Annotated in this window: 22 protein-coding genes; 13 read left to right on the top strand and 9 right to left on the bottom strand. The window is 72.3% G+C overall.

What is annotated here, in order from left to right:
• Positions 1 to 134: 134 nt before the first annotated feature.
• The 4 genes from AB0J33_RS26500 to AB0J33_RS26485 all read left to right on the top strand — a co-directional run bounded on the left by AB0J33_RS26500 (position 135) and on the right by AB0J33_RS26485 (position 4,311).
• A complete protein-coding gene (locus AB0J33_RS26500; protein WP_363617014.1) occupies positions 135 to 869 on the top strand; it encodes a hypothetical protein in 735 nt (244 codons plus the stop codon).
• Positions 870 to 998: 129 nt separating this feature from the next.
• A complete protein-coding gene (locus AB0J33_RS26495; protein WP_363617114.1) occupies positions 999 to 2,342 on the top strand; it encodes a dipeptidase in 1,344 nt (447 codons plus the stop codon).
• Positions 2,343 to 2,419: 77 nt separating this feature from the next.
• Positions 2,420 to 2,626, top strand: coding sequence for a hypothetical protein (locus AB0J33_RS26490; RefSeq protein ID WP_030333429.1), 207 nt, complete (start codon positions 2,420 to 2,422; stop codon positions 2,624 to 2,626).
• Positions 2,627 to 2,718: 92 nt separating this feature from the next.
• Positions 2,719 to 4,311 (top strand): ATP-dependent DNA ligase, encoded by a 1,593-nt coding sequence (locus tag AB0J33_RS26485; protein ID WP_363617011.1) that lies wholly within the window; start codon positions 2,719 to 2,721, stop codon positions 4,309 to 4,311.
• A gap of 10 nt (positions 4,312 to 4,321) precedes the next feature.
• Here AB0J33_RS26485 and AB0J33_RS26480 read toward each other — a convergent pair whose 3' ends face one another.
• On the bottom strand, positions 4,322 to 5,143 hold the full coding sequence (locus tag AB0J33_RS26480) for an SURF1 family protein (protein WP_363617009.1): 822 nt from the start codon (positions 5,141 to 5,143) through the stop codon (positions 4,322 to 4,324).
• A 262-nt stretch (positions 5,144 to 5,405) separates the two neighbouring features.
• On the opposite strand from AB0J33_RS26480, the gene AB0J33_RS26475 reads away from it, so the two are divergent.
• Together AB0J33_RS26475 and AB0J33_RS26470 are read left to right on the top strand one after the other, a co-directional pair.
• Positions 5,406 to 6,809 (top strand): cobyrinate a,c-diamide synthase, encoded by a 1,404-nt coding sequence (locus tag AB0J33_RS26475; RefSeq protein WP_363617007.1) that lies wholly within the window; start codon positions 5,406 to 5,408, stop codon positions 6,807 to 6,809.
• Positions 6,806 to 7,375 (top strand): GNAT family protein, encoded by a 570-nt coding sequence (locus tag AB0J33_RS26470; RefSeq protein ID WP_363617005.1) that lies wholly within the window; start codon positions 6,806 to 6,808, stop codon positions 7,373 to 7,375. Before AB0J33_RS26475 ends, AB0J33_RS26470 begins: the two co-directional genes overlap by 4 nt.
• A gap of 51 nt (positions 7,376 to 7,426) precedes the next feature.
• Here AB0J33_RS26470 and AB0J33_RS26465 read toward each other — a convergent pair whose 3' ends face one another.
• Positions 7,427 to 9,556: a transglycosylase domain-containing protein gene (locus AB0J33_RS26465; RefSeq protein ID WP_363617003.1), complete on the bottom strand. Its 2,130-nt coding sequence runs from the start codon at positions 9,554 to 9,556 to the stop codon at positions 7,427 to 7,429.
• Between the two features lie 121 nt (positions 9,557 to 9,677).
• Between AB0J33_RS26465 and cobC the strand changes: the two genes are divergently transcribed.
• Genes cobC through cobA form a run of 3 tightly spaced genes read left to right on the top strand, consistent with a single transcriptional unit; the run spans position 9,678 to position 13,175 of the window.
• Positions 9,678 to 10,763, top strand: a complete 1,086-nt coding sequence (gene cobC, locus AB0J33_RS26460) for an Rv2231c family pyridoxal phosphate-dependent protein CobC (RefSeq protein ID WP_363617001.1) — start codon at positions 9,678 to 9,680, stop codon at positions 10,761 to 10,763.
• The gene (gene cobT, locus AB0J33_RS26455) at positions 10,763 to 11,848 is read left to right on the top strand and encodes a nicotinate-nucleotide--dimethylbenzimidazole phosphoribosyltransferase (RefSeq protein ID WP_363617112.1); all 1,086 of its coding nucleotides are present in this window, start codon (positions 10,763 to 10,765) and stop codon (positions 11,846 to 11,848) included. The genes cobC and cobT overlap by 1 nt, the downstream gene beginning before the upstream one ends.
• A 40-nt stretch (positions 11,849 to 11,888) precedes the next feature.
• A complete protein-coding gene (gene cobA, locus AB0J33_RS26450; protein WP_363616999.1) occupies positions 11,889 to 13,175 on the top strand; it encodes a uroporphyrinogen-III C-methyltransferase in 1,287 nt (428 codons plus the stop codon).
• Positions 13,176 to 13,328: 153 nt separating this feature from the next.
• On the opposite strand, the gene otsB is transcribed toward cobA, so the two are convergent.
• The 4 genes from otsB to AB0J33_RS26430 all read right to left on the bottom strand — a co-directional run bounded on the left by otsB (position 13,329) and on the right by AB0J33_RS26430 (position 18,138).
• Positions 13,329 to 15,890, bottom strand: a complete 2,562-nt coding sequence (gene otsB, locus AB0J33_RS26445; RefSeq protein ID WP_363617110.1) for a trehalose-phosphatase — start codon at positions 15,888 to 15,890, stop codon at positions 13,329 to 13,331.
• 41 nt (positions 15,891 to 15,931) lie between these two features.
• Positions 15,932 to 17,332, bottom strand: a complete 1,401-nt coding sequence (locus tag AB0J33_RS26440; protein ID WP_030488230.1) for a trehalose-6-phosphate synthase — start codon at positions 17,330 to 17,332, stop codon at positions 15,932 to 15,934.
• A gap of 142 nt (positions 17,333 to 17,474) precedes the next feature.
• On the bottom strand, positions 17,475 to 17,861 hold the full coding sequence (locus AB0J33_RS26435) for a hypothetical protein (RefSeq protein WP_363616997.1): 387 nt from the start codon (positions 17,859 to 17,861) through the stop codon (positions 17,475 to 17,477).
• A complete protein-coding gene (locus tag AB0J33_RS26430; RefSeq protein ID WP_363616995.1) occupies positions 17,854 to 18,138 on the bottom strand; it encodes a hypothetical protein in 285 nt (94 codons plus the stop codon). Before AB0J33_RS26430 ends, AB0J33_RS26435 begins: the two co-directional genes overlap by 8 nt.
• A gap of 210 nt (positions 18,139 to 18,348) precedes the next feature.
• Here AB0J33_RS26430 and ettA point away from each other — a divergent pair, with 210 nt between their 5' ends.
• The 4 genes from ettA to AB0J33_RS26410 all read left to right on the top strand — a co-directional run bounded on the left by ettA (position 18,349) and on the right by AB0J33_RS26410 (position 21,943).
• Positions 18,349 to 20,025 carry an energy-dependent translational throttle protein EttA gene (ettA, locus tag AB0J33_RS26425; protein ID WP_363616993.1) on the top strand — a complete coding sequence of 559 codons (1,677 nt, stop codon included), beginning with the start codon at positions 18,349 to 18,351 and terminating at the stop codon, positions 20,023 to 20,025.
• A 12-nt stretch (positions 20,026 to 20,037) separates the two neighbouring features.
• Entirely contained in the window at positions 20,038 to 20,484 is a 447-nt protein-coding gene (locus AB0J33_RS26420; RefSeq protein ID WP_112584127.1) for a thioesterase family protein, read from the top strand.
• A complete protein-coding gene (locus AB0J33_RS26415; RefSeq protein ID WP_363616991.1) occupies positions 20,481 to 21,224 on the top strand; it encodes a hypothetical protein in 744 nt (247 codons plus the stop codon). Before AB0J33_RS26420 ends, AB0J33_RS26415 begins: the two co-directional genes overlap by 4 nt.
• Before the next feature lie 131 nt (positions 21,225 to 21,355).
• A complete protein-coding gene (locus tag AB0J33_RS26410) occupies positions 21,356 to 21,943 on the top strand; it encodes a YbjN domain-containing protein (protein WP_363616989.1) in 588 nt (195 codons plus the stop codon).
• A 22-nt stretch (positions 21,944 to 21,965) separates the two neighbouring features.
• Here the strand turns inward: AB0J33_RS26410 and AB0J33_RS26405 are convergent, their stop codons facing one another.
• The 3 genes from AB0J33_RS26405 to AB0J33_RS26395 all read right to left on the bottom strand — a co-directional run bounded on the left by AB0J33_RS26405 (position 21,966) and on the right by AB0J33_RS26395 (position 25,142).
• On the bottom strand, positions 21,966 to 22,394 hold the full coding sequence (locus AB0J33_RS26405) for a globin (RefSeq protein WP_363616987.1): 429 nt from the start codon (positions 22,392 to 22,394) through the stop codon (positions 21,966 to 21,968).
• Positions 22,395 to 22,515: 121 nt separating this feature from the next.
• A complete protein-coding gene (locus tag AB0J33_RS26400) occupies positions 22,516 to 23,898 on the bottom strand; it encodes an MFS transporter (protein ID WP_363616985.1) in 1,383 nt (460 codons plus the stop codon).
• Positions 23,899 to 24,131: 233 nt separating this feature from the next.
• Complete coding sequence (locus AB0J33_RS26395; protein WP_363617108.1) at positions 24,132 to 25,142, bottom strand: mechanosensitive ion channel family protein; 1,011 nt, start codon at positions 25,140 to 25,142, stop codon at positions 24,132 to 24,134.
• Between the last annotated feature and the right edge of the window lie 87 nt (positions 25,143 to 25,229).

The raw sequence follows: 25,229 nt of genomic DNA, 5'->3' as shown, positions 1-25,229 counted from the left end.
CGGACGTGACAGTGCCCGGCCGGGGCGGTCAGCCGGACGGGTCGACATGGCCGACGCCGACCGCTCAACCAGCGTGATCGACACGGCTTCCCGGTAGGTCGCGGCGTCCGGTCAGCAGGGATACCGCGACGTCGATGAAACCGGAGTCGATCACGAATGAGCCGGAGTCGATCACGCCGCCCGAGGCGGCGGCGGCATACTTCGGTCATGCACCACGGGAGGTTGCGCTGAACCCGGAGACCGGCGGGTCGACCGTGGCGGTCGTCGAGGCGTACGCCGAGTTGGCTCGTCGGGTGCTCGCGGGCCCGGCGCGGTTGGGGCGGACCCGGCTGGTGGCGGTCGACGGGCCGAGCGGCGCGGGTAAGAGCCGGTTCGCCGCGCGGCTCGCGGATGCCCTGGCGGCGCCGCTCGGCGGCCGGCCGCCGGTGGTGCAGACCGACGACCTGCTCGACGGGTGGGACGACCAGCTGACCTTCTGGCCTCGGCTCGACGAGGGGGTGCTCGCCCCGCTGCGCGCCGGGCAGCCGGGTGCCTACCGGCGGTACAGCTGGGTCCGGCAACTCTTCCTGCCCCGGCCGGTGCCGGTGCCGGTGGCTCCGGTGCTGGTGCTGGAGGGGGTCAGCGCCGCCCGTGCGGTGGTCCGGCCGGAGTTGACGCTGGCCGTGTTCGTGACCGCGCCCGCGTCGCTGCGGCTGGATCGTGCGGTCGCCCGGGACGGGCCGGAGATCCTGCCCGAGCTGCGTCGCTGGCATGCGGGCGAGCGGGCGCACTTCGCCGACGACGAGACGGCGGCCCACGCCGACCTGCTGATCGACGGCGCGCCGACGCTGCGGCACGACGCGGACCGGTACTACGTGCGGATCCGCTGAGCGCGACGCCGGCCGTTGGGCAGGGGCCGGCCGCGCCACCGCCGGCCGGGCGGGAGGTGGTGACGGTACGGGCTCCGCCGGCACGCCCGGTAAGGCCGGCATACGATGCCGGTCATGACCTCACCGATCATGTCCGAGTCCGAGGTGCGGGCCGCCGTCGAGCGGGAGATGCCTGGCGTACGGGCCGACCTGGAACGCCTCGTCCGCATCCCCGGCATCGCCTTCGAGGGTTTCGACCACTCACACGTGGAACGCTCCGCCGAGGCGGTCGCCGAGCTGCTGCGCGGCTGTGGCCTGGACGTCGACATCGTGCGATCCGGCGGCCAGCCGGCGGTGATCGGCCGTCGGGCCGCCCCGCCCGGCGCTCCCACCGTGCTGCTCTACGCCCACCACGACGTCCAGCCGGTCGGCGACCGGTCGCTGTGGGAGTCCGACCCGTTCGAGCCGGTGGAGCGCGACGGCCGGCTCTACGCGCGAGGTGCGGCCGACGACAAGGCCGGCATCATGGCGCACGTCGCGGCGCTGCGCGCGTACGGTGACGCGTTGCCGGTCGGCGTGGTCCTTTTCATCGAGGGCGAGGAGGAGTACGGCTCCGACTCGCTTGAGCAACTGCTGACCGAGCACCGCGACGAGATCGCCTCCGACGTCATCGTGATCGCCGACTCCGGCAACTGGGACATCGGCGTACCGGCGCTGACCACCTCGTTGCGGGGCATCGTCAACTGCTTCGTCGAGGTGCGCACGCTGGACCACGCGGTGCACAGCGGCATGTTCGGCGGCGCCGTGCCGGACGCGCTCACCGCCCTGGTCCGGCTGCTGGCGACGCTGCACGACGACGCCGGGAACGTGGCCGTGGACGGGCTGGTCGGCCGGGACGGCGCCACCGTCGACTACCCGGAGGATCGGGTCCGGGCCGAGGCGGGGCTCGCCGAGGGCGTGCAGTTCATCGGCACCGGCCGGATCACCGACCGGCTCTGGACCAAACCCGCGCTGGCCATCCTCGGTGTCGACGCGCCGTCCACCGGCGAGGCGCCGAACGCCCTGGTCCCGGCCGCGAAGGCGAAGCTCAGCATCCGACTCGCCCCGGGCGACGACCCCAAGCGGGCGTACGCGGCGGTGCGTGCGCACCTGGAGCGGCACGCGCCGTGGGGCGCGCAGGTGACGGTCACGTTCGAACACGACGGTGACCCGTGCGTGATCGACGCGTCCGGGCCGATGTTCGACGCCGCCCGTGCGGCTTTCCGGGCCGCCTGGGACGGCACCGACCCGGTGGACATCGGCGTCGGCGGCTCGATTCCGTTCATCGCCACCTTCCAGGAGATGTTCCCGAAGGCGGCGATCCTGGTGACCGGTGTGGAGGACCCGCACGCCCGTGCGCACGGCCCGAACGAGAGTCTGCACCTCGGGGAGTTCGCCCGGGTCTGCCTCGCCGAGGCGCTGTTGCTGGGCAAGGTGGCGGCTGCGGCGGGTTAGGCGTCAGAACGGCAACTTTGGGCCTGATCTGGCAGTTTACGGCGTGTCGGACCGGCGTCTGTTATAGCCTTTCGTACATGAGTACGAACGAGGTGATGGCCCGGTTGGGGGCCGCCGTCAGCGCACTGGGGGACGTCGATGTCTCCGCGTGGTCCGAGGACACGCTCAACGAACAGCTCGGTGAGCTCTCCGCCGCCCTGGTCGCTCTCGACTCGGTGCTCTCCCGGGTTGCCGGCGAGGTCCGCGCCCGAGGGTTGCGCATCGAGGAGCCCGTCTCCGCCTAGGCCCTGATCCGTCGTCCGCGTGAGCGGGCGACACCCTGCCGACACCGCCCGGGCACGGCAATGCCCGGGCGGTGTCGGAGGTGACTGGCAGGATGAGCTGCGTGCGGTTCCTTGATCTGGCAGCCACCTCCGCCGCCGTGGCCGCCACCAGCGGCCGGCGGGCCAAGGTGGAGCTGCTCGCTGACGCGCTGCGCCGGCTCGATCCCGGCGAGGTCGAGCCGGGCGCCGGCTACCTCGCCGGTGAGCTGCGCCAACGGCAGACCGGCGTCGGCTACGCGAGTCTGCGGGACCTGCCACCGCCGGCGGCCGAGCCGACGTTGACCGTGGCCGGCGTCGACGCGGCCATCGCGCAGATCGCCGCGGTGCACGGCTCGGGCTCGCAGGCGCGGCGTCGGGCACTGCTCGGCGCCCTCTACGCGGCGGCCACGGCCGACGAGCAGCGCCTGCTCACCGGCCTGTTCAGTGGCGAGCTGCGCCAGGGCGCCCAGGCGGGGCTCCTCGCCGACGCGGTGGCCCGAGCCGCCGACGTGCCGGTGGCGACGGTCCGCCGGGCGCTGCTGCTCGCCGGTGACCTGCGGGCCGTGGCGGTGGCCGCGTTGTCCGGCGGTGCCGCCGAGCTGGCCGGCTTCGGGTTGCAGGTCGGCCGACCGCTGGCGCCGATGCTCGCGCAGAGCGCCCCCTCGGTCGACGAGGCGCTCGCCGCGACCGGCACGCCGGCGGTGGTCGACGTGAAGCTCGACGGCATCCGCATCCAGGTGCACCGCTCCGGCGCCGACATCGCCGTCTTCACCCGCAGCCTCGACGAGATCACCACCCGGGTGCCCGAGGTGGTTGCCGCGGTCCGGGCCCTGCCCGGCCGGGAGCTGGTCCTCGACGGCGAGGCGATCGGCCTGGACGAGACCGGCCGCCCGCTGCCGTTCCAGCAGACCTCGAGTCGGGCTGCCCGACGCACCACTCCCAGCACCACCGGGCGCACACCGGTCGCCCCGGCGGTGCTCGCGGCGGCCGCCAGCACGGGCGCGAGGGTGCTCACCCCGTACTTCTTCGACCTGCTGCACCTCGACGGCGAGGATCTGATCGACCTTCCCGGCCGGGAGCGCTGGGCCGCTCTCGCCGGTTCGGTGGATTCGTCGCTGCTGGTGGGGCGGATGGAGGTCGACGACCCGGAGCAGGCCGCCGCCGCGTTCGCCGCGGCGCTCGACGCCGGGCAGGAGGGTGTCGTGGTCAAGGCACCGGACGCCCCCTACGACGCCGGCCGACGCGGCGCCGCCTGGGTCAAGGTCAAGCCGCGACACACCCTCGACCTGGTGGTGCTCGCCGTCGAGTGGGGCAGTGGCCGACGAAAGGGCTGGCTCTCCAACCTGCACCTGGGCGCGCGTGACGCGCGTACCGGCGAGTTCGTCATGCTCGGCAAGACGTTCAAGGGGCTCACCGACGAGTTGCTGCGCTGGCAGACCGACCGGTTCCTCGACCTCGCCGTGGAGCGCGGCGACTGGGTGGTCCGGGTCCGGCCCGAGCAGGTGGTGGAGATCGCCTTCGACGGGGTGCAGACCAGCTCACGCTATCCGGCAGGGATGGCGCTGCGGTTCGCCCGGGTGGTGCGTTACCGCGACGACAAGACCGCCGCCGAGGCGGACACCATCGACGCGGTCCGGGCCATCCACACCGGCCGCGTGAGCAGCTGACGGAGCGAGGTCAGGCGGACGCGGTCGGCGCCGGTTCGGCGGCCCGGTCCAGGGGAGCCGCGGGTTTGCCGAGGCCGGCGGCGCGGCGGGCCTCCCGACGGGCCACCCAGCCGTAACCGAACAGGGACATCACCGCGAACAGCCACCACTGCACGACGTAGCCGAAGTTCTGCCAGTTGTTGGCGTGCCCGACCGGCACCGCCTTGAACAACGGATCGGCCGCCGGGGTCTGCTCGTCCAGCAGCAGGTAGGCGCCGTAGACCGGGTACGGGAGTTCACCGGCCAGCCGGGAGACGCCGATCCGCCGGATCTCCAGCACCCCGTCGCGACGGGCCACCGCACCGGCGCCACTCTCGGTCTCGTGCACCCGACCGACCACCGTCACGTCGCCGGGCGGCGCGGCGGGCACCGACGGCAGGGCGGTCGCCCCACCGGGCGCCGGGGGGATCCAGCCCCGGTCCACCAGCAGCGCCGTGCCGTCGGCGAGCACCAGCGGGGTGAGCACCTCGAAGCCGACCCGGCTGTCCACCGTCCGGCCACGGACCAGCACCGTGTTCGTGGGATCGTACCGGCCGGTGACGGTGATCCGGGTCCAGACCTTGTCGTCGGCGGGGGCCGGGCCGGCCGTCCCCGCGCCGCCGGTGGGGGCACGCAGCGCGTCGGCGAGCGGCGTCGGGGCCATCCGCTGGCCGGCGTCGATGCGCTCGTTGACCTCGGTCCGCCCCCGGTAGCGGTCCAGCTGCCAGTTGCCGAGAAACACCATGACGGCGGCGGCGACCAGGGTCAGCGCGAGGGCGCCCAGCCAGCGTGGGCTCAGCAGGAACCGGTACACGGCACCGAGGCTACTCGTATGACCGGCGCCACTGACCTGGACCGGGGCGAGAGCGGGCCGGGATCGGGGCGAGAGCGGGCCGGGATCGGGGCGAGAGCGGGCCGGGATCGGGTCGGGACCGCCGTGGGGGGCCCGGGCCAGGGCCGGGTCGGCGGCCCCGGTTGGCGGTGCTCGCGTCTGGAGCCGGGCGGGTATCGTCACGCCGACGGATCGGCCTCGGTCGTCCCGTCGCGTACCCGCCGCCGCTCGCGAGGAGTCGATGATGACCGTCGTGCCGCGCCTGGTGCTCAGCGCGCCGTCCTCCGGGCACGGTAAGAACGCGCTGGCGATCGGGCTGCTCGCCGCCCTGGCCGAGCGGGGGGTCGACGTCGCCGGTTTCAAGCTCGGCCCGGACCACGTCGACGCCGCCTACCTCGGTCTCGCCTCCGGTCGGCCGGGTCGGGTGATCGACCCCCGGTTGGTTGGCGTCGACCGGCTCGCCCCGCTGGTGGCGCACGGTGCCGCCGGCGCCGGCCTCGCCGTGGTGCAGGGCAGCATGGGCCTGTACGACTCGGTCGGTGGTCGCCCGGAGCGGGAGTCGACGGCAGCCGCTGCCGCCGCGCTGCGCAGCCCGGTGGTGCTCGTCGTCGACGTGGCCGCGATGGGTCAGTCGGTGGCCGCCCTGGTGCACGGTTTCCGCTCGTACGACGAGCAGTTGTGGCTCGGCGGGGTGATCCTCAACCGGGTGGCGTCGTCGCGGCACGAGGGGATGCTGCGCGAGGCGTTGGACGACGTGGGTGTGCCGGTCTACGGGGCGCTGCGTCGCCAGGACCTGCCGGCGGTGCTGCCGTCGCGGCGGCACGGCGTGGCGCCGGTGGTCGACGACTCGGCCGACGCCGCCCGTGCGGTGCGCCGGCTGGGCGAGGCCGTCGCCGCCACCGTCGACCTGGAACGGCTGCTCGGGTTGGCCCGCTCCGCCCCGCCGCTGCCGGCGCCGGCCTGGTCTCCCGAGGAGGCCCTTGGCGCGTTCACACCCCCGGCGAACCGCCCACTGGTGGCGGTGGCCGGTGGACCGGGCGGCAGCTTCAGCCACCCGGAGACGGCCGAGCTGCTCCGGGCCGCCGGCGCGGAGGTGGTCGTCGTCGACCCGTTGCGCGACGAGGCGCTGCCGGTCGGCACCCGCGCGCTGGTCGTCGGTGGTGCGCTGCCCGAGGCGTACGCCGAGCAGTTGTCGGCCAACCGGCGGCTCTGCATCGCGGTGGCCGAGTTGGCGCGGACCGGGCGTCCGGTGATCGCCGAGGGCACCGGGTTGCTCTGGCTGGCCCGGGAGTTGGACGGGCTGCCGATGTGCGGTGTGCTGGACGCGGTCGGGGTCAGCCGCGACGGGGTGGTGGCCGGCTACCGGGAGGCGACGGCGCAGACCGACAGCGTGGTCGCCGCCAACGGCACGGTCCTGGTCGGGCACAAGGCGCACCGCGCGGTGCTCACCCCCCGCGCCGGTCAACGGCCGGCGTGGAGCTGGGATGGCGGTGCGCCGGAGGGTTTCGTCTGGCGTAACGTGCACGCCTCGCAGCTCACCCTGCACTGGGCCGGTCATCCGGCGACGGCCGCCCGGTTGGTCGCCGCGGCGGCGGCCGACCCGGCGAGTGAGGTGGTGCCCGCGCAGCCCGGTGGGGTGTCCGTGTGATCGGTCAGGTGGCGGTGCGCCGATTTCCGGAGTTGACCGTCTCCACCCCGCGCACCGAGGTGCGCCGGCTGACGGCGGCGGACGCGGCGGCGGCCGGGGAGGTCTTCGCCGACAAGCTGACCCGGCGTTGGCTGCCGCTGCCCGACGACTCCGGCCCGATCGACGGGCACGCCTGGTGCACCGATCTGGCCCGGCAGCGGCGCGACAGCGGGGACGGCGACCACTACGCGGTGCTCCGGCGGGAGGACGACGAGGTGGTGGGCACGCTGTGGACGCGGCGCACCGACTGGGGCGCCCGGCTCACCGAGGTGTCCTACGCGATCGCGGCGCACGCGCGGGGCTTCGGCTTCGCCGCCGAGGCCGTCGACGCGGTGGCCATCGCGTTGATCCTGGAACACGGCTTCCAACGGGTCGAGCTGCGGGTCGCCCCCGGCAACCTGGCCTCGCGCCGGGTCGCCGAGAAGGCCGGCTTCAGCTACGAGGGTCTGCTGCGCAACGCCGGGTTCGCCGGAGGCGGCCGGGTGGATCTGGAGCTGTGGTCGTTCGTCGCCGCGGACCTGCGCTGAGCCGACCCGCGCCGACCCTGAGCTGACCTGAGCTGACCCGACCGGCATCGGTCAGCCGACGATGGCATCCGACGGTGGGGTGAACTGGCGGGTCGGTGTGCCCTTGAGGCCGTCGCGCAGGGTCTCCGAAACCGCCTTGATCGGGATTTGGGACTGCCCGTCACCTACCGCGTTGAACGGGTTGTCCGGGTCGGAGATGAAGCTCGCGGCGGCCAACTCCGGGGTGTAGCCGACGAACCAGGCGGACCGGGTGCTGTCCGTCGTACCGGTCTTGCCGGCCACCGGGCGTCCGACCGTGCCGCGCACGCTGTCGGCGGTGGACCAGCCGCCGCAGCTCCCGCGCGCCGGGGTGTCCCCGGTCGGGCAGCGGGCCGCGTCGGTGGCCGCCCGAGCGGCGTCCGCGCTGACCACCTGCCGGCAGCGTGGCTTGGCCACCTCCCGATGCAGGCCGCCCGGGGTGGCGTACGTGGTGGGCGTGCCGTCCCGATTCATGATCGCCTGTACCGGGATGGCCTCACAGTAGCGGCCGTCCGCCGCGATGGCGGCGTACGCGTTCGCCATCTCCAACGGGGTGGCGTCGGAGACGCCCAGGGTGAACGCGCCCCACTTCTTCGCCTTCTCCGGGGAGGCGTGGTCCCGGTCGACGTCGGTGCGCCACCGCAGCCCGAGCTGCTCGGCCAACCGGACCGCCCGGTCGGCACCGACCTTCTCCTCCAGCCACACGAAGTACGTGTTCACCGATTTGCCGAAGCCGGACCACATGGTCTGCTGGCCGGTCATGGCGCCGCTGGCGTTCGAGGGGGACCAGCCGTCGTAGACGGCCGACCTGTAGCGGTATGGCGCGTTGAACGAGGTGGAGAGGGTCATTCCCGCGTCCAGCGCGGCCAGCATCGGGAACATCTTGAACGTCGACCCGGCCTGGTAGCCGGCGAGGTCTCCACCGCCGAGCAGCGGCGCCACCGTGTTCGGGTAGTTGGCCTTCACCTTCGGCCCGGCCTCGGGGTTGGAGCTCTGCGGGTTCTCGGCCAGGTCCAGCGAGTACGTCCGGTTCACCGCCATGGCCTTCACCCGTCCGGTGCCCGGCTCGGAGACCACGATCCCGTTGGCGAACGGGCTGCCGGTGGCGTCCTTGGTGCCGACGCTCTTCTCCGCCGCCTCCTGGATCTTCGGGTCGAGGCTGAGCACGATCCGGTAGCCGCCCCGGCGTAGGTTGTCCATCCGTTCCATCCGGGTCGCCCCGAACGCGGGCTGGGAACTCCACCAGTTCTTCAGGTAGTCGCAGGCGAAGCCCCAGCTGTTGTACTTCTCCGGCACCGCGGCGCAGTCGTGCGGCGGGGTGGTCAGTTTGAGTCGGATCGGTTCGGACTTGGCGGCGGCGGCCGAGTCGGGGGAGAGGTAGCCGAGCTGGCTCATCCGGTCCAACACATAGTTGCGCCGCCCGGTGGCCTCCTTCTGGTCGGAGTCGGCCGGGTCGTACTCGGACGGGGACTTGACCAGCCCGGCGAGGGTGGCGGCCTCGACCGGGGTGAGGTCCTTCGGGGTCTTGGAGAAGAAGATCTCGCTGGCCGCGTAGATGCCGTACGCGCGGTGCCCGAAGTACGCCGAGTTCAGGTAGCGCTCCATGATTTGTTCCTTGCTCAGCTCCTTCTCCAGGTCCAGCGCCATCCGCATCTCCTTGACCTTGCGAACGCTGGTCTGCTGGGTGGCCTCCTGGACCTCCTTGGGGGTGGTCGCGCTGTCCCGCAGGGCCATTCGGACGTACTGCATGGTCAGCGTGGACGCGCCCTGGGAGCCGCCGGAGCGGGCGTTGGCGACGAAGGCGCGGGCGACGCCCTTCGGGTCGACGCCGTGGTGCTGGTAGAAGCGGGAGTCCTCGGCGGCGACGATCGCCTGTTGGATGTTCGGCGACATGTCCGACAGCTTGGTGTACTGCCGGTACTCCTCGTAGAACATGGTCAGCACGGTCTTGCCGTCGGGGGCGTAGACGTACGAGGTCTCGGCGGGCAGGGCGGTCTTCAGCACCCTGGTCTTCTGGTCCACGGCGTGCGCGGTGGCCTTCGCGCCGAGCCCGGTGAAGGCGACCAGTGGGTACGCGGCGGCGGCGATCACGATTCCGGCGATCAGTCCGGCGCGCAGGAGAGGGACGAGACGACCAGCGGCAGCAAGGGGTCGGTTGCTCACCTGGTCAAGTTATGACATTTCCGATTCGTACATGAGAAGAACTCTTAAACCGGCGAGTGGTGACGCGGCTTACGTCGGGATCGACTGTTCCGCCGGCTACCTTCCCGGCAGGATCGCGGACATGTGTGATCAGCCGCGCGCGGTCGACCCGCCAACCGGGACCGAGCCGGACCTCGCGCACCACGGCGACGCGGAGGCGACCGCCGGTCTGATCGACCTCGCGGTCAACGTCCGGCGGGCGCGGCCCCCCGCCTGGCTGGCCGACCCGATCGCCGCGACCCTGACCGACCTGGCCCGCTATCCGGACCCGGCGCCGGCCCGGGCGGCCATCGCCGCCCGCCACCGCCGTCACCCGAACGAGGTGCTGCTCACCGCCGGCGCCGCCGAGGGCTTCGTGTTGATCGCCCAGGCGCTGCGCGGCATCCGCCGCCCGGTGGTCGTGCACCCTCAGTTCACCGAGCCGGAGGCGGCGCTACGGGCCGCCGGACACCCGGTCGAGCGGGTGCTGCTCGACGCGGCCGACGACTTCCGGCTCGACCCGTCCCGGGTGCCCGCCGACGCCGACCTGGTGATGATCGGCAACCCGACGAACCCGACCTCGGTGCTGCACCCCGCCCACACGCTCGCCGCGCTGGCCCGCCCCGGCCGGGTGCTGGTGATCGACGAGGCGTTCGCCGACACCACCATCGCCTTCGGGCACCCCGGCGAACCGGAGTCGCTGGCCGACCGCCGCGACCTGCCCGGTCTGCTCGTCGTGCGCAGCCTCACCAAGACCTGGGGGCTGGCCGGCCTGCGGATCGGCTACCTGCTGGGCGCTGCGGAGCTGCTGTCCCGGCTGGCCGCCGTCCAACCGCTCTGGGCCGTCTCCACACCCGCGCTCGCCGCCGCGTCGGCCTGCGCCAGCACCGTCGCGGTCCAGGCCGAACGCGCGATCGCCGCCGACCTCGCCGCCGACCGCGACCACCTGGTCGCACGCCTCGCCGACCTGCCCGGTGTACGCGTCGTCGGCCGTCCCGCCAGCGCCTTCGTGCTGCTGCACCTGCCGGGCGCGACCCCGATCCGGGCGGCCCTGCGCGAGCGCGGCTGGGCGGTGCGCCGAGGCGACACCTTCCCCGGGCTCGGCCCGGACTGGCTGCGGGTGGCGGTACGCGACCGAAACACCACCGACGCGTTCATCGAGGTGCTGCGCGAGACCATGGAGGCATGATGCTGGAGACCACGATCGCGGCGATCCGCCCGGCGGACGACACGGCCATGGCCGCCGCCCGGGAGCTGCACGGCCGGCTTACCAAGCCGGTGGGCTCGCTGGGCTCGCTGGAGGAGCTTTCGGTACGCCTCGCCGGCCTGGCCGGGGCCTGCCCACCACCGCTGCCCGAGCCGGCCGCGGTGGCGATCTTCGCCGGCGACCACGGCGTGCACGCCCAGGGGGTGAGCCCCTGGCCGCAGGAGGTCACCGCGCAGATGATCGGCAACTTTCTGGCCGGAGGGGCGGTGGTCAACGCGTTCGCCCGACAGGCCGGCGCTTCGGTCACCGTCGTCGACGTCGGCGTGGCCACCCCGCTGCCCGGCGAGCCGGCCGCCACGCCGACGGTCCTCGACCCGGCCGTTCCCCGGCTGGTTGTCGCGTCGGTTCGCCGGGGCACCCGCGACCTCGCGGTGACCGCCGCGCTCACCCGGGACGAGGCACTGGCGGCGGTGCAGACCGGCATCCGGATCGCCGACGAGCTGATCGACGCCGGGGCCGGCATCCTGCTCACCGGTGACATGGGCATCGGCAACACCACCCCGGCAGCCGCGCTGATCGCCGCGTTCACCGGCGCCGATCCGCTCGACACCACCGGCCGGGGCACCGGGGTCGACGATCCGACGTACGCGCACAAGGTGGCCCTGGTGCGGGCGGCGTTGGCCCGGCACGCGCCCGACCCCGCCGACCCGCTGGGCGTACTGGCCGCCGTCGGTGGCCTGGAGCACGCTGCCCTGGCCGGGCTGATCCTGGGCGCGGCGGCCCGCCGCACACCGGTGCTGCTGGACGGCGTGATCGCGGTCTCGGCCGCGCTCGCCGCCGCCGCGTTCGCCCCGGCGGCGGTCTGCGCCATGGTCGCCGGGCACCGCTCGGCCGAGCCCGGTGCGACGGTGGCGCTACGCCACCTCGGCCTGGACCCGCTGATCGACCTGGGGCTGCGCCTCGGCGAGGGCACCGGCGCGCTGCTGGCGTTGCCGGTGGTCAGCGGCGCGGTCCGGGTGCTGCACGAGGTGGCCACCTTCGACTCCGCCGGGGTGGCCGAGAAGTGACCACGCGCAGCGAGCGAGCCGCCCGCCTCGGTGGTGCGGCGTGACCGCCAACCCGTACCCCCTCGGTCTGCGGCTCGACGGGCGGCGGGTGGTCGTGGTGGGCGGCGGCGCGGTCGCCACCCGACGCGTGCCCGCGCTGCTGGACGCCGGCGCGGACGTCCTGCTGGTGGCCCCGGAGCTGACCCCGGCGCTGCGTGCCCGGGTCGACGCGGGCCGGCTGCACTGGGTTGCGCGCCGGTTCGTGCCCGCGGACCTGGACGGCGCCTGGCTGGTCCAGGTGGCGATCGACGACCCGGCAGCGGCGGCTTCGGTCAGCGCCGTGGCCGCCGAGCGGCGGATCTTCTGCGTCCGGGCCGACGACCGGACGGCCGCCACCGCCTGGACCCCGGCGGTGACCCGGCACGGCCCGGTCACCGTGGCGGTGCTCGGCGGCGGCGACCCCCGCCGCGCGATGACCGTCCGCGACGCGATCCGCGACCTGCTCGCCGTCGGCCCGCTCTCGGACGGGAGCGCTGCGGCGCAGAGCCGATCCGACGCCGCGACCGGTGCGGCCAGTGCGGTCGGGACGACAGGTGCGGCAGGTGCGCCCGGCGGGCGACAGGCCGGGCGGGTGGCGCTTGTCGGTGCCGGGCCGGGGGACGCGGAGCTGATCACCGTGAAGGGTTGGCGGCTGCTCACCGAGGCCGACGTGGTGGTCGCCGACCGGCTGGTCCCCGGGCTGCTCCTGGACGAGTTGCGCCCCGACGTGGAGCTGGTGGACGCCTCGAAGATCCCCTACGGCCCGTCCCGGGCCCAGGAGGAGATCAACCAGATCCTGGTCGACCGCGCGCTGGCCGGCGCCTTCGTGGTCCGACTCAAGGGCGGCGACCCGTACGTCTTCGGCCGTGGCGGCGAGGAGTTGCTCGCCTGCGCGGCGGCCGGCGTGCCGGTGACGGTGGTGCCCGGGGTGACCAGCTCGATCGCCGCCCCGGCGGCGGCCGGGATCCCGGTCACCCATCGGGCGGTGGCGCACGAGTTCACCGTGGTCTCCGGGCACGTGGCACCCGACTCGCCGGCTTCGCTGGTGCGCTGGGACGCCCTGGCCGGTCTGCGCGGCACGCTGGTGATCCTGATGGGGCTGAAGAACCTCGACGCCATCACGGCCACCCTCATCGCCCACGGCCGGTCCCCGCAGACACCGGCCGCCGTCGTCCAGGAGGGCACCACGGGCGCTCAGCGGGTGCTGCGGTCCACGCTGGGCGAGGTCGCGGCCGAGACGCTCGCCGCCGACCTGCGCCCACCCGCAGTCGTCGTGGTCGGCGACGTGGTGGCTGCCCTCAACAGCTAACCCCCACACCCCACCCCCGCCCGCCGCGATCTTGCACTTTCTGTTGCGGCATAGGGGATATCCGCCGCAAAACGGCAACCGAAAGTGCAAGATCGACGAAAGGGGAGCCGGAGCGTGATCTGCGCTCCGGCCCCCCTTCGTGCGTGCTCGGGATTACTGCTTGAGCATGTTGTCCAGCAGCAGGGCGCAGCGGATCAGCCCGAGGTGGCTGTACGCCTGCGGGTGGTTGCCCAGGCCGCGCTCGGCGAGCGGGTCGTACTGCTCGGGGAGCAGCCCGGTCGGGCCGGCGGTCAGCACCATCTGCGCGAACAGCTCCTCGGCGTCGGTGCGGCGGCCGGTGCGCAGGTACGCCTCGATCAGCCACGCCGTGCAGATGTGGAAGCCGCCCTCACGGCCGGGCAGGCCGTCGTCCCAGTGGTAGCGGTAGACGACCGGGCCGCTGCGCAGGTCCGCCTCGATCCGCAGGACGGTGGACAGGAAGCGCGGGTCGTCGCCCGGAAGCAGGCCGGAGAGCCCGATCCAGAGCGACGAGGCGTCCATGTCCTCGTCCCCGTACGCGACGCTGTACGCCTCGACGTCGGAGTGCCAGCCGTGCTCCAGCACGTTGGCGCCGATCCGGTCGCGCAGGTCCTTCCACTCGGGCCGGTCCTCGCCGCCGTGCTCGCGCATCACGTGCAGTGCGCGGTCGACGGTCATCCAGCACATCACCTTGGAGAAGACGTGGTGCCGGGGTGGCAGCCGGGCCTCCCAGATGCCGTGGTCCGGCTCGTGCCAGCGCCGACGGACCGCCTCGACCATGTTCTCCAGGACCCGCCACTCGTCGTCGCGGACCGAGCCACGAGCGTCGGCGACGGCCGCGATCAGATCGGCGATCGGGCCGAAGACGTCCAGCTGCAACTGGTGGTTGGCGAGGTTGCCGACCCGGACCGGCCGGGAGCCGGCGTAGCCGGGCAGCGTGTCGATGACCGCCTCGGCACCCAGCTCGTAGCCGTCGATGGTGTAGAGCGGGTGCAGTCGCTCCGGGTGCCCGCCGGTGCGCTCGATGCAGCCGTCCACCCAACGCAGCAGCGCCTCGGCCTCCTCGACGGAGCCCAGGTCGACGAGCGCACGGGCGGTCAGGGCGGCGTCGCGCAACCAGCAGTAGCGGTAGTCCCAGTTGCGGACGCCGCCCAACTCCTCGGGGAGTGAGGTGGTTGCCGCGGCCAGGATCGAGCCGGTGGCCTCGTGGCAGAGCCCGCGCAGGGTGAGGGCGCTGCGGGCGACCAGGTCCCGGGCGGTGGACGGCAGCCGCAGCGACGCCACCCAGTCCTTCCACGGTTGCTCGGCGGCAGCCTGGCGCTCGTGGATCGGCACCCGGTGGTGCTCCAGGCTGTGTGTGCCGAAGCGCAGCTCCAGCACGACCTGCCCGCCCGCGGCGGAGAGGTCGACGATCGCCTTCGCGGTCTCGTACCCGCCGTCGTTGCGGACCTCCCACTGCACGCCGGGGGAGTAGAGCGCGACCGGCTCGTTGGAGCCGAGCACCAGCAGACCGTCGCCGAGCGGCTGCAACTGCACGGCCACCTGACCGAACTCCGGCCTCGGCGCGAACTCCACCTTGGCCTTGCCGCCCCCGGTGAGCACCCGGACCAGGGTCGAGTCACCGGTGACGACCGCCGGGCCGTCCGGGGTGGTCTCCCGGGCCGGCTTGTCCAGCCAGTCGGTGACGGTGAGCCCGGACCAGCGGGTCTCCACGGTCATCGTGCCGGAGCGGTAGCGCTGGCCGAGCGGGATGCCGCCGCGTTCCGGGGCGACGCTGAAGTGGCCGGCCGGGCTGCCACCGACCAGATCGGCGAAGATCGCCGCCGAGTCGGGCTTGGGGTGGCAGAGCCAGCTCACCTTGGCCTCGGGGGTGAGCAGCGCGACGGTGCGACCGTTGGCCAGCATGGAGTGCCGCTCGATCGGCACCGCCCGCTCGCCGAACAGCCAGTGCCGCCGGGTCTCCAACAGCAGCGCCAACGTGCGCGCCGCCTCCAGCGGGTCGGCCACCCGGTAGTCCGCCTGGGTGTCCCCAGGGCCGATCTTGATGCCGAGGTCGGGGCCGTGCAGGTTGCCGAACGCGTTCTCGTCGGTGATGTCGTCACCGATGAACAGCACCGCGCTGGCGGCGAGTTGGGTGCGGAGCTGGTCGACCGCCGTGCCCTTGTGGGTGGCCACGACGGACAGCTCGATGACCTCCTTGCCCTGGGTCACCGTGACGCCGTCGAAGGTGGCCGGGCCGTTGAGCACGGCCTCGATGGCCGAGGCCGCCACCTGCGGGTCGATTCCCCGGGTGTGCATCGCGACGCTTGCCGGTTTGCGTTCCAGCCGGATGCCCGGGTGCTCGGCGGCGATCTCGCGCAGCGCGTTGCGGACCTGGGTGCGCACCGCGATCAGCTCGGGGGAGAGCCGCTCGACGAAACCGATGTCGAACTCCGAGCCGTGGCTGCCGACGAGGTGCACCTCGCTGGGCAGCCGGGAGAGCGCGGCCAGGTCGCGCAGCGCCCGGCCGGAGACCACCGCCACGGTTGTCTGCGGCAACGCGGCGAGCGCGCGGACCGCGGCCACCGATTCGGGCAGCGGTACAGCCGTGCTGGGGTCCTCCACGATCGGTGCCAGCGTGCCGTCATAGTCGCAGGCGATCAGGAGCTGGGGGACCCGGGCGATCCGGCCGATGGCGGAGCGCAACTCGGGGTCCATGACCCCGGTGGCGATTGCCGCACCATCGTTGACGGTCGTGTTCACTCGGCCTCCGCCTCGGGAACTCCCAGCTCCGAGAGGAACGACTTGGCCCAGTGGCCCACATCGTGGGTACGCAGGTGACGTTGCATTGTCCGCATCCGGCGGCGTGCCTCGGTTTTCTCCACGTGCACTGCCCGGAGCAGGGCGTCTTTGACCGCGTCCGGGTCGTGCGGGTTACACAAAAATGCCTGGCGCAGCTCCGTTGCGGCGCCGGCGAACTCGCTGAGGACGAGGGCGCCGCCCTGGTCGGCACGAGATGCTACGTACTCCTTCGCCACCAGGTTCATTCCGTCTCGCAGCGGGGTCACCATCATGACGTCGGCAGCAACGTACATCGCGGCAAGCTCACTGCGACTGTACGACTGATGCAGATAATGCACCGCCGGCACGCCGACCCTGCCGAACTCGCCGTTGATCCGACCGACCTCGCGCTCGACCTTGACCCGAAGTGCCTGGTAGTGCTCGACGCGCTCGCGGCTGGGCGTGGCGACCTGCACCATGACCGCGTCGGGAACTGTCAACTTTCCGTCAGCAAGCAGCTCCCGGAAGGCCTTGAGCCGCAACTCGATGCCCTTGGTGTAATCCAGGCGGTCGACGCCCAGGATTATCGTCTTCGGGTCGCCCAGCTCGGCGCGGATCTGCTTGGCCCGGGCCTGGATCGCCGGGTCGGCGGCCATCCGCTCCATCTCCTGCGTGTCGATGGAGATGGGGAAGGCGCCCGCCTTCACCTGCCGACCGTCGACCTGGATCATCTGCCCCTCGTAGCGCAGCCCGAGCAGGTGCCGGGCCAGCCGGACGAAGTTCTGCGCGGCCAGCCGCTGCTGGAAACCGACCAGGTCGGCGCCGAGCAGACCGCGCAGGATCTCGGTGCGGAACGGCATCTGCATGAACAGCTCGATCGGCGGGAACGGGATGTGCAGGAAGAACCCGATCCGCAGGTCCGGGCGCAGCTCGCGGAGCATCGCCGGCACCAACTGGAGCTGGTAGTCCTGCACCCAGACCGTCGCGCCCTCGGCCGCCACGTCGGCTGCGGCCTCCGCGAACCGGGCGTTGACCAGGCGGTACGCCTCCCGCCACCGGCGCTTGTAGGCCGGCGTCTCCACCGCGTCGTGGTAGAGCGGCCAGATCGTCGCGTTGGACTGGCCCTCGTAGTAGCGCTCCAGCTCCTCCGCGCTGAGCGGGACCGGGTGCAGCCGGATCCCCTCCAGGTCGAACGGCTCGGGGGCCGCGCCGGTGCCGCCGGCCCAGCCGACCCAGGTGCCCTGGTGTTCGGCGAGTACGGGATGCAGCGCGGTGACCAGCCCGCCGGGGCTGCGTCGCCACTGCCGTCCCTCAGGTGTGCTCACCTCGTCGACCGGCAGACGGTTCGCCACTACGACAAAGGAGCTACGGACGGTCACGATCGGCCACCTCCGGGTACTGACGGGTCCACCGCGATGAGCGTACTGAGCGTAGCTGCGGCGTCTTGTGCCCCGTGCCGGAGTCTCCTACCCGCCTCGGTATGCGCGAATCCTAGAGGTGATCTTGTCGACATCCAACCGGTCAGAGGTCGATGATCGGCCACTCCTTGGGCAGCACCTCGCCGAGCAGCTCCCGCCGATCAGTCATGATCGGTGTGGTCGCCCTAGCCGCCTCCATCGCGGCCTGGGCCAGATCCATGCCGCCGAGGGTTCGTGACCAGCCGGCCAGTAACGCGCACATGTCGTGCTCCACGGGTGTCACAACGACCTGCTCCAGGTCGCCGACAATGCCGAGCAGGGGCCACCCGTCGTGCGTCACCTGGCGGTACGCGGCGGCCAGGCAGAGCGCCGGGACGATCACAGCCTGTCGCTTGTCCGCGACCTTCGCGATCTGCTCCCCGACCACCTCCACGCCTTGGGAGTAGGCGAGAAGGCAGGCGGTGTCGAGTACGAGACCTGCGTCAGTCACGAATCGTCATCCGTCCGCGAGATGCCTCGCTCAGCAGGGCGGCTGCCTTCGCGCGCAACTCCGGAGTGACCTTCGCATGCGCCTCGTCGAGCTTCCTGCCCGCCTCGGCGAGACCTTCATCAGTGAGTTGGAAGCCCACCTGACGAAGTGCTCGTCGTGTGCGCTCGCCAGCCATCCGCTGACGAACGCAGTCGGTGATGAAGGCTGAGACGTTGGATTCCTCGGCCAGCCGGTCGGCCACGTCATCCGGCACGCTGATGGCGATCTTCTTGGTCATACCAAGAACGCTATTTGGTAATACCACGGTCGGCAAGGCGGCGCGCCCGCGTACTCCCCGGGCGGGGTGATGTGGGCGAACCGCGCCGTACCTGTCAGGATTGACGATGGCGTGCGCGCGGCCGGCTCCCGGCCGGCGGCGGCGGGCGGTCCTCGCAGCCCGCGCCGCGCCGCCGATCAGCGACAGCAACCGACGGAGGTAGCCCGCACCGTGGCCCAGTACATCTACGTCCTGGAAAAGGCGCGCAAGGCGCACGGCGACAAGGTCGTGCTCGACAACGTCACGTTGAGCTTCCTGCCGGGGGCCAAGATCGGTGTGCTCGGTCCGAACGGCGCCGGTAAGTCCAGCCTCCTCAAGATCATGGCAGGGCTGGACAAGCCGAGCAACGGCGAGGCCCGGCTCATGCCCGGCTACACCGTGGGCATGCTCGCTCAGGAGCCCCCGCTCAACGAGGCCAAGACCGTGCTCGGCAACGTCGAGGAGGCGGTCGCCGAGACCAAGGCCAAGCTGGAGCGGTTCAACAAGATCGCCGAGCAGATGGCAACCGACTACTCCGACGAGCTGATGGAGGAGATGGGCAAGCTCCAGGAGGAGCTCGACCACCTCGACGCCTGGGACGTCGACTCCAAGCTCGAACTGGCCATGGACGCGCTGCGGTGCCCGCCGCCGGACGCCGACGTGACCCAGCTCTCCGGTGGTGAGCGTCGCCGGGTCGCGCTCTGCAAGCTGCTGCTGGAGGCGCCCGACCTGCTGCTGCTCGACGAGCCCACCAACCACCTGGACGCGGAGAGCGTCTCCTGGCTGGAGCAGCACCTGGCGAAGTACGCCGGCACCGTCATGGCGATCACCCACGACCGGTACTTCCTCGACAACGTGGCCGGCTGGATCCTGGAGCTGGACCGCGGCCGGGCGATCGGGTACGAGGGCAACTACTCCACCTACCTGGAGAAGAAGGCCGCCCGGCTGGCCGTCGAGGGTCGCCGCGACGCCAAGATGAAGAAGCGCCTCACCGAGGAACTGGACTGGGTCCGCTCCAACGCCAAGGCCCGGCAGACCAAGTCCAAGGCCCGCCTGGACCGCTACGACGAGATGGCCAGCGAGGCGGAGAAGACCCGCAAACTGGACTTCGAGGAGATCCAGATCCCGCCGGGTCCGCGGCTGGGCAGCACGGTCATCGAGGCGAACAACCTCAGCAAGGGCTTCGGCGACCGGCTGCTGATCGACAACCTGTCGTTCTCGCTGCCGCGCAACGGCATCGTCGGCATCATCGGTCCCAACGGCGTCGGCAAGACCACCCTGTTCAAGACCATCGTCGGGCTGGAGCAGCCGACCAGCGGGTCGGTCCGGGTCGGTGAGACGGTCTCGCTGTCGTACGTCGACCAGAACCGCGAGGGCCTCAACGGTGACAAGACCGTCTGGGAGGTCGTCTCCGACGGGCTGGACTACCTGATGGTGGGCAAGGTCGAGATGCCGTCGCGGGCGTACATCGCCGCGTTCGGCTTCAAGGGCCCGGACCAGCAGAAGCCGACCAAGGTGCTCTCCGGCGGTGAGCGCAACCGGCTCAACCTGGCGCTGACCCTGAAGATCGGCGGCAACGTCATCCTGCTCGACGAGCCGACGAACGACCTGGACGTGGAGACGCTGTCCAGCCTGGAGAACGCCCTGCTGGAGTTCCCCGGCTGCGCCGTGGTCATCTCGCACGACCGGATGTTCCTGGACCGCGTCGCCACGCACATCCTGGCCTGGGAGGGCGACGACCAGGACCCGTCCAAGTGGTTCTGGTTCGAGGGCAACTTCGAGGCGTACGAGAAGAACAAGATCGACCGCCTCGGCGCCGAGGCCGCCCGGCCGCACCGGGTGACCTACCGCAAGCTGACCCGCGACTGACCGGCCGAGACGGTGTCTGACCGCTTCGTCTACCACTGCACACTGCGCTGGTCCGACCTGGACGCGTACGGCCACGTCAACAACTCGCGCTTCCTCACCCTCTACGAGGAGGCGCGGGTGGCGTTGATGTTCGCCGGGGGCCGGGCCTGGGGAGTCGGCTCGTTCGCCGACGGGGTGGTGATCCGCCGCCACGAGGTGGACTACCTGCGCCCGGTCGACTACGCGCTCGGCCGGGCCACCGCGGAGGCGGCACCCACCGTGCGGATCGAGCTGTGGGTGGAGGAGATCCGGGCCTCCCGGTTCACCGTCGCCTACGAGCTGTACGACGGGGAGGTGCTGGCCAGCCGCGCCCGTTCGGTGCTGGTGCCGTTCGACCTGACCCGCCAGGTGCCCCGCCGGATCACCACCGAGGAACGGGACTTCCTGCTCACGTACGCGCCGCAGGGTGGCGTGGCGTGACCCGGCCCGACACCGCCGAGCCGGGCCGGGCGGCGGAGCCGACGCCCACGCACGGCGTCGCCGGGGTGGCGGACGCGGGCGCCTTCCTGGCCCGGCTGGTCCGCCTGGACCCGGTGGCGCCGGTCCGACTGCGGCCGGCCGGTGCGCCCGGCCGGGTCGCCCTGTGGGCCCGCCTGCCGTGGCAGGTCCTGGTGGTCCGCACGGTGGCCGGTGGGCCAGCCGATGGTGCCGCCGAGGACGTCACGGTGGCCGCCACCGAGTTGCTCGCCGAGCTGGCGCGCGGCGGCGCGGCCCTGCCGACCCGTCGGGACGCCCAGTGGCGGTGGCCACTGCCGCCGGCGGGTAGCCGTCAGGTGGAGGCGCTGCCCGTCGCCGAGTTGCGACGGATCGCGGATGCGGCGGCGGGCACCCTGCGGACGGCGAGCGAGCAGGGTGTCGCCGGCCGTGCGGTGGGCCAGCGGGCGTTGCGCGACGCGTTGCTCGACCACGTGGCGGTGGTGGTCACCCCGGACGGCTCGCCCGCCGCGCCGGTGGAGGTGCCGCAGCGGCTGGTGCAGGGGGTGGTCCGGATGGGTTTCCTCGGCACCGCCGACGGCCCGGCGGCTGGCGACGACTCGAACGCCGTTCAGGTACGGGTGGCCGGTCGTTGGGTCGGCCTGGTGGGACCGCACGGAGCGGCGTGGTTGCAGAAGGCCACGGATCTTGCCGTGACACCCCTCGTTACTCGTCCGAACGGATGACCCCGGCTCATTCTTCTGGGCAGGGGCGGTCGTTGGGGGGGTGCTTCAACCCGGCTGTCCGGGTACCGTCCATCCTCGGATCCAACGCACCGTAGGCGGCTGGATCCGCTGGGGAGTGAGGTGCGCGAGCGATGCCGTGGTGGTCATGGCGCCCCGGTCCCGCCGACGGCGGCGATCCGGAAACCCGAAGCGGGATCACAGTCGAGAGCGCGGTCCGGATCGGGCCGCCCAGTCCTCGCCAGCCGGGAGACGACTGCCCGTCCAACGAGCAGCGGCCCGTGCTGACCGAGATGCCCGCCACCGTCGAGCCGGTGAGTCTGCGTCGGGTCTGCGACGCGCTCGATCTGCTCGACGTGCGTTATCTGGCCGATGGCGACGGCAACCTGCTGGCCATGTGGGAGCGGCACGCCGTGCTGGTCACCCTCGAAGGTCCGGAGGACGAGATCCTGGTCATGCGGGCACGTCCGCACGCCACGGTCCCCCCGGACTGGGCCGACCGGGCATACCGGGTGGTCAACGAGTGGAACCACACCCGCCGGTTCTGCAAGGCGTACATCGGCGACCCGACCGAGCGCGGTCAGCTACCGATCTACGCCGAGCTGCAGGTGCCACTCGGCGCCGGCACCCACGACGCGCTGCTGGTCGAGATGCTCGACTGCGGCGCGGCGGTCGCCACCAGCTTCGTGGACTGGCTGCACGACGAGGGCGCGCTGCTCTGACGCTGCCCTCGGATGGGGCGGGTCAGCGGCCGTCGGCCGGGTCGTCCTCGACGTTGACCATGAAGTACGCGGCCCGCTCCAGATAGTCCCAGAGGGTGCCCGCGATCTCCGGCTCAAGGTCGAGCCGGTCCACGGCGCGGCGCATGTTGCGCAGCCAGGCGTCCCGTTCGGCCGCGCCGATCCGGAACGGCGCGTGCCGCATCCGCAGTCGCGGGTGGCCACGCTGGGCGGAGTACGTGTTCGGGCCGCCCCAGTACTGCATCAGGAACAGGGTCATCCGGTCCGCGGCCGGGCCCAGGTCGTCCTCCGGATACATGGGCCGCAGCAGGGGGTCGGTGGCGACACCGGCGTAGAACTCGTCGACCAGCTTGCGGAAGGTGGGTTCGCCGCCGACCGCCTCGAAGAGGGTCATCGACGCACCGGGACGGTCGGAGTCACCTGCGGAAGTCACACTTCCATCCTGCCAGGTGCCCGCGGTGTCGACCCGACCCGCACGGCGTGCGTCGAATCACGCCGCAGCGACGCCCCCGAATGCGGCCACCGGCGCGCTCGTCGCGGATCGACGCGACGGGTCAGGTGACCGCGTGCCGGCGGTGGCCGTCACCGGCACGCGAGTCGGGCGTACCCGCTGCCGTGCCGTCACCGGCCGGGCTGCCGGGCTCGGCGGGCGGGTCGGCGTTGGCCGCCGAGGCAGCGGCGATCGCCTCGTCCACCGTCTGCCGGTCCGGCCAGCGCAGCGCCGCGACCGCCATGAGCACCACCCCGGCCGCGCTCCACACCCCGACCACCACCGGGATGGGGAACCGCTCGGCGAGCACCCCGGTGACCAGCACCGCGAGACCCTGGATGACCTGGACGCCGGTCGCCATCACCCCGAAGGCGCGGGCCCGGAACCCGTTGGGCAGCGCCTGGACGAACAGCCCGTTGGCCATCGGCAGCATGCCGGCGACCGCGAACCCGCAGAGGGCGGCGAGCAACGCCACCACGAGCGGCGGGGGGTCGAGTAGCGCCGGCACGAGCACCAGCGGGGAGAGCACCGCGAGCGGTCGCATCAGCTTCAGCCGGCGCGCCGGCCCGAACAGCCGGCTCACCAGCAACCCACCGAGGAGGAAACCGATCGGGTTGGCCACCATGATCGCCGCCTGGGCGGTGCCCGCGCTCACGGTGCCCCGGCTCTCGTCGTTGGCCCAGGCAGCGGCGAGCCCTTCGGGGACGATCGAGAAGAGCATCGCGCTGAACACCAGCACCGCGATCGCCCGCAGCACCGGCGTGCGGAACACGATGCCGAACCCCTGGCGAGTCTCCCGCAGCAGGTGGCTGCGCTGCGCCGGGTTGGTCACCGCCGGACGGTTGCGTACGCCGAGGCGGACCAGCAGCGCCGAGAGGCCGAACGTGGCGGCGTTGAACAGCAGCGCCACCTCCGGGTCGATCGCCGCGACCGCGGCGCCGAACACGTACCCCACGATCTGGGCGGCCTGCCCGACGCTGCTGTTCAGCGACAGCCCCACGACCAGCCGGTCCCCGCTGAGCAGCTGCGGCATCAGCGCGGACTTCGCCGCCTGGCTCGGCGGGTTGGCGAGCGTGGCGGCGAAGATGAGCACCAGCACCGCCTGGTACGGCAGGTTCGGAATGGCGATGAGCACCATCAACGCCATCCGGATGAGGTCGCACGCCACCATCACCCGCCGGTACGGGTAGCGCTCGGCGAGTGCGGCGAGCAGGGGACCACCGAGCAGCCAGGGCAGGAAACTGACCGCGAAGGCGGTGGCGGAGAGCGCGACGGACCGGGTCTGCTGGTAGACGAGCAGAGTGACGGCGGCCTTTGCCACGTAGTCGCCGACCCAGGAGAGAGCCCCAGCCGCGAACACAGCCCGGAACTCGTGCTGGGCGAACACCTCGCGAAAAGTAGCGGGGCCTTCCGCGGAAGGTCGCTCGTCGGGCACCGTCGCCTCCATCGGCCCCGGCTCGGCCGCTCGTGGCAGCCCGACCGGAAGCTCTCGTCAGATCTACGGATCAGCGAGGATGTGATCACGCTTTGGCAGGAACGCGTGCTCCGGATTCTGCCCGATCGTCTGACAACTAGCTAGGTCGAACGGGTCGTTCGTCGCCTCCCCGACTGAACGAACGGACGATACCTGAGGGGCCGGGCGGCTCGCGACCCCTGAATCGGAGGACAGTGTCGCCCGGGTCAGGTAGCGCCGCCCTGGCCGGTCTCACCCTCGGGCAACGGCCGGGTCGACAGGCCCGGATAGAGACGGGCGGCCGCGATCTGCGCGGTGATCCCCGAGTTCTCCAGAGCTTCCGCGAGGCGCCGACGCAGCTCCCGGCCCACCGCGAACTGGCCGTCCGCGGTCGTCTTCACCACCGTCCGGATGACCGCGCCGTCCACCGTCACCTGCTCGACACCGAGCACCTCGGGCGCCTCCACGATCTCTGGCGACAGCTCCGGGTCCACGGCGATTGAGGCGGCGGCGGTCCGCAGGACGGCGCTCGCCTCCTCGGTGCTGTTGAAACCGATCGGCAGGTCCACCACCACGAGGGCCCAACCCTGACTCTTGTTGCCCACCCGGATGATCTCGCCGTTGCGGATGTACCAGAGCACACCGCGACCGTCGCGCACGGTGGTGACCCGCAGGCCGACCGACTCCACCACGCCCATCGCCTCGCCCAGGTCGACGTTGTCGCCCACGCCGTACTGGTCCTCGATCAGCATGAAGAGGCCGGCGATCAGGTCCTTGACCAGGCTCTGCGCGCCGAAGCCCAGCGCGACGCCGGCGATCCCCGCGCTGGCCAGCAGCGGAGCCAGGTCGAAGCTGAACTCGCGCAGGATCATCAGCAGCGCGATGCCGAAGACGAACGCGGTCGTCAGACTGCGCAGCACCGAGCCGATCGCCTCGGCGCGCTGCCGCCGCCGCTCGGGAACGAACTCGGCCGGGTCGACCGCGGCCGTGGGTACCCGTTCGCGCAGTGGCCGCAGCATCGTCGGCACCGCGCCGTCGGTGGTCGTCCGGACCAACCGGTTGATCGTGCGGTGCAGCGCCCAGCGGGCCACCATCGCCAGTGCCAGTATCAGCAGCACCCGCAGTGGCTTGAGCAGGATCCAGTAACTGCCCTCGGCGAACCAGGCGGACCTGGTGATGTCGTAAATCCACTCGCAGGAGGTGCTGCCCTGGCAGTTCACCGAGACGGTGTCGGGCAGGGCTAGGGGCGTCACGCTGGCGGCACTCACCCTGTCTTCGTACCGTAAGGAACCGGAGCGCCCGCCGCCGACCCACCGTCCCGGTGG

The sequence above is a fragment of the Micromonospora sp. NPDC049645 genome (assembly GCF_040675155.1).
Classification (GTDB): Bacteria; Actinomycetota; Actinomycetes; order Mycobacteriales; family Micromonosporaceae; genus Micromonospora.
Note: the sequence above shows the minus strand (reverse complement) of the source record. Positions and strands in the feature narration are given on the sequence as shown.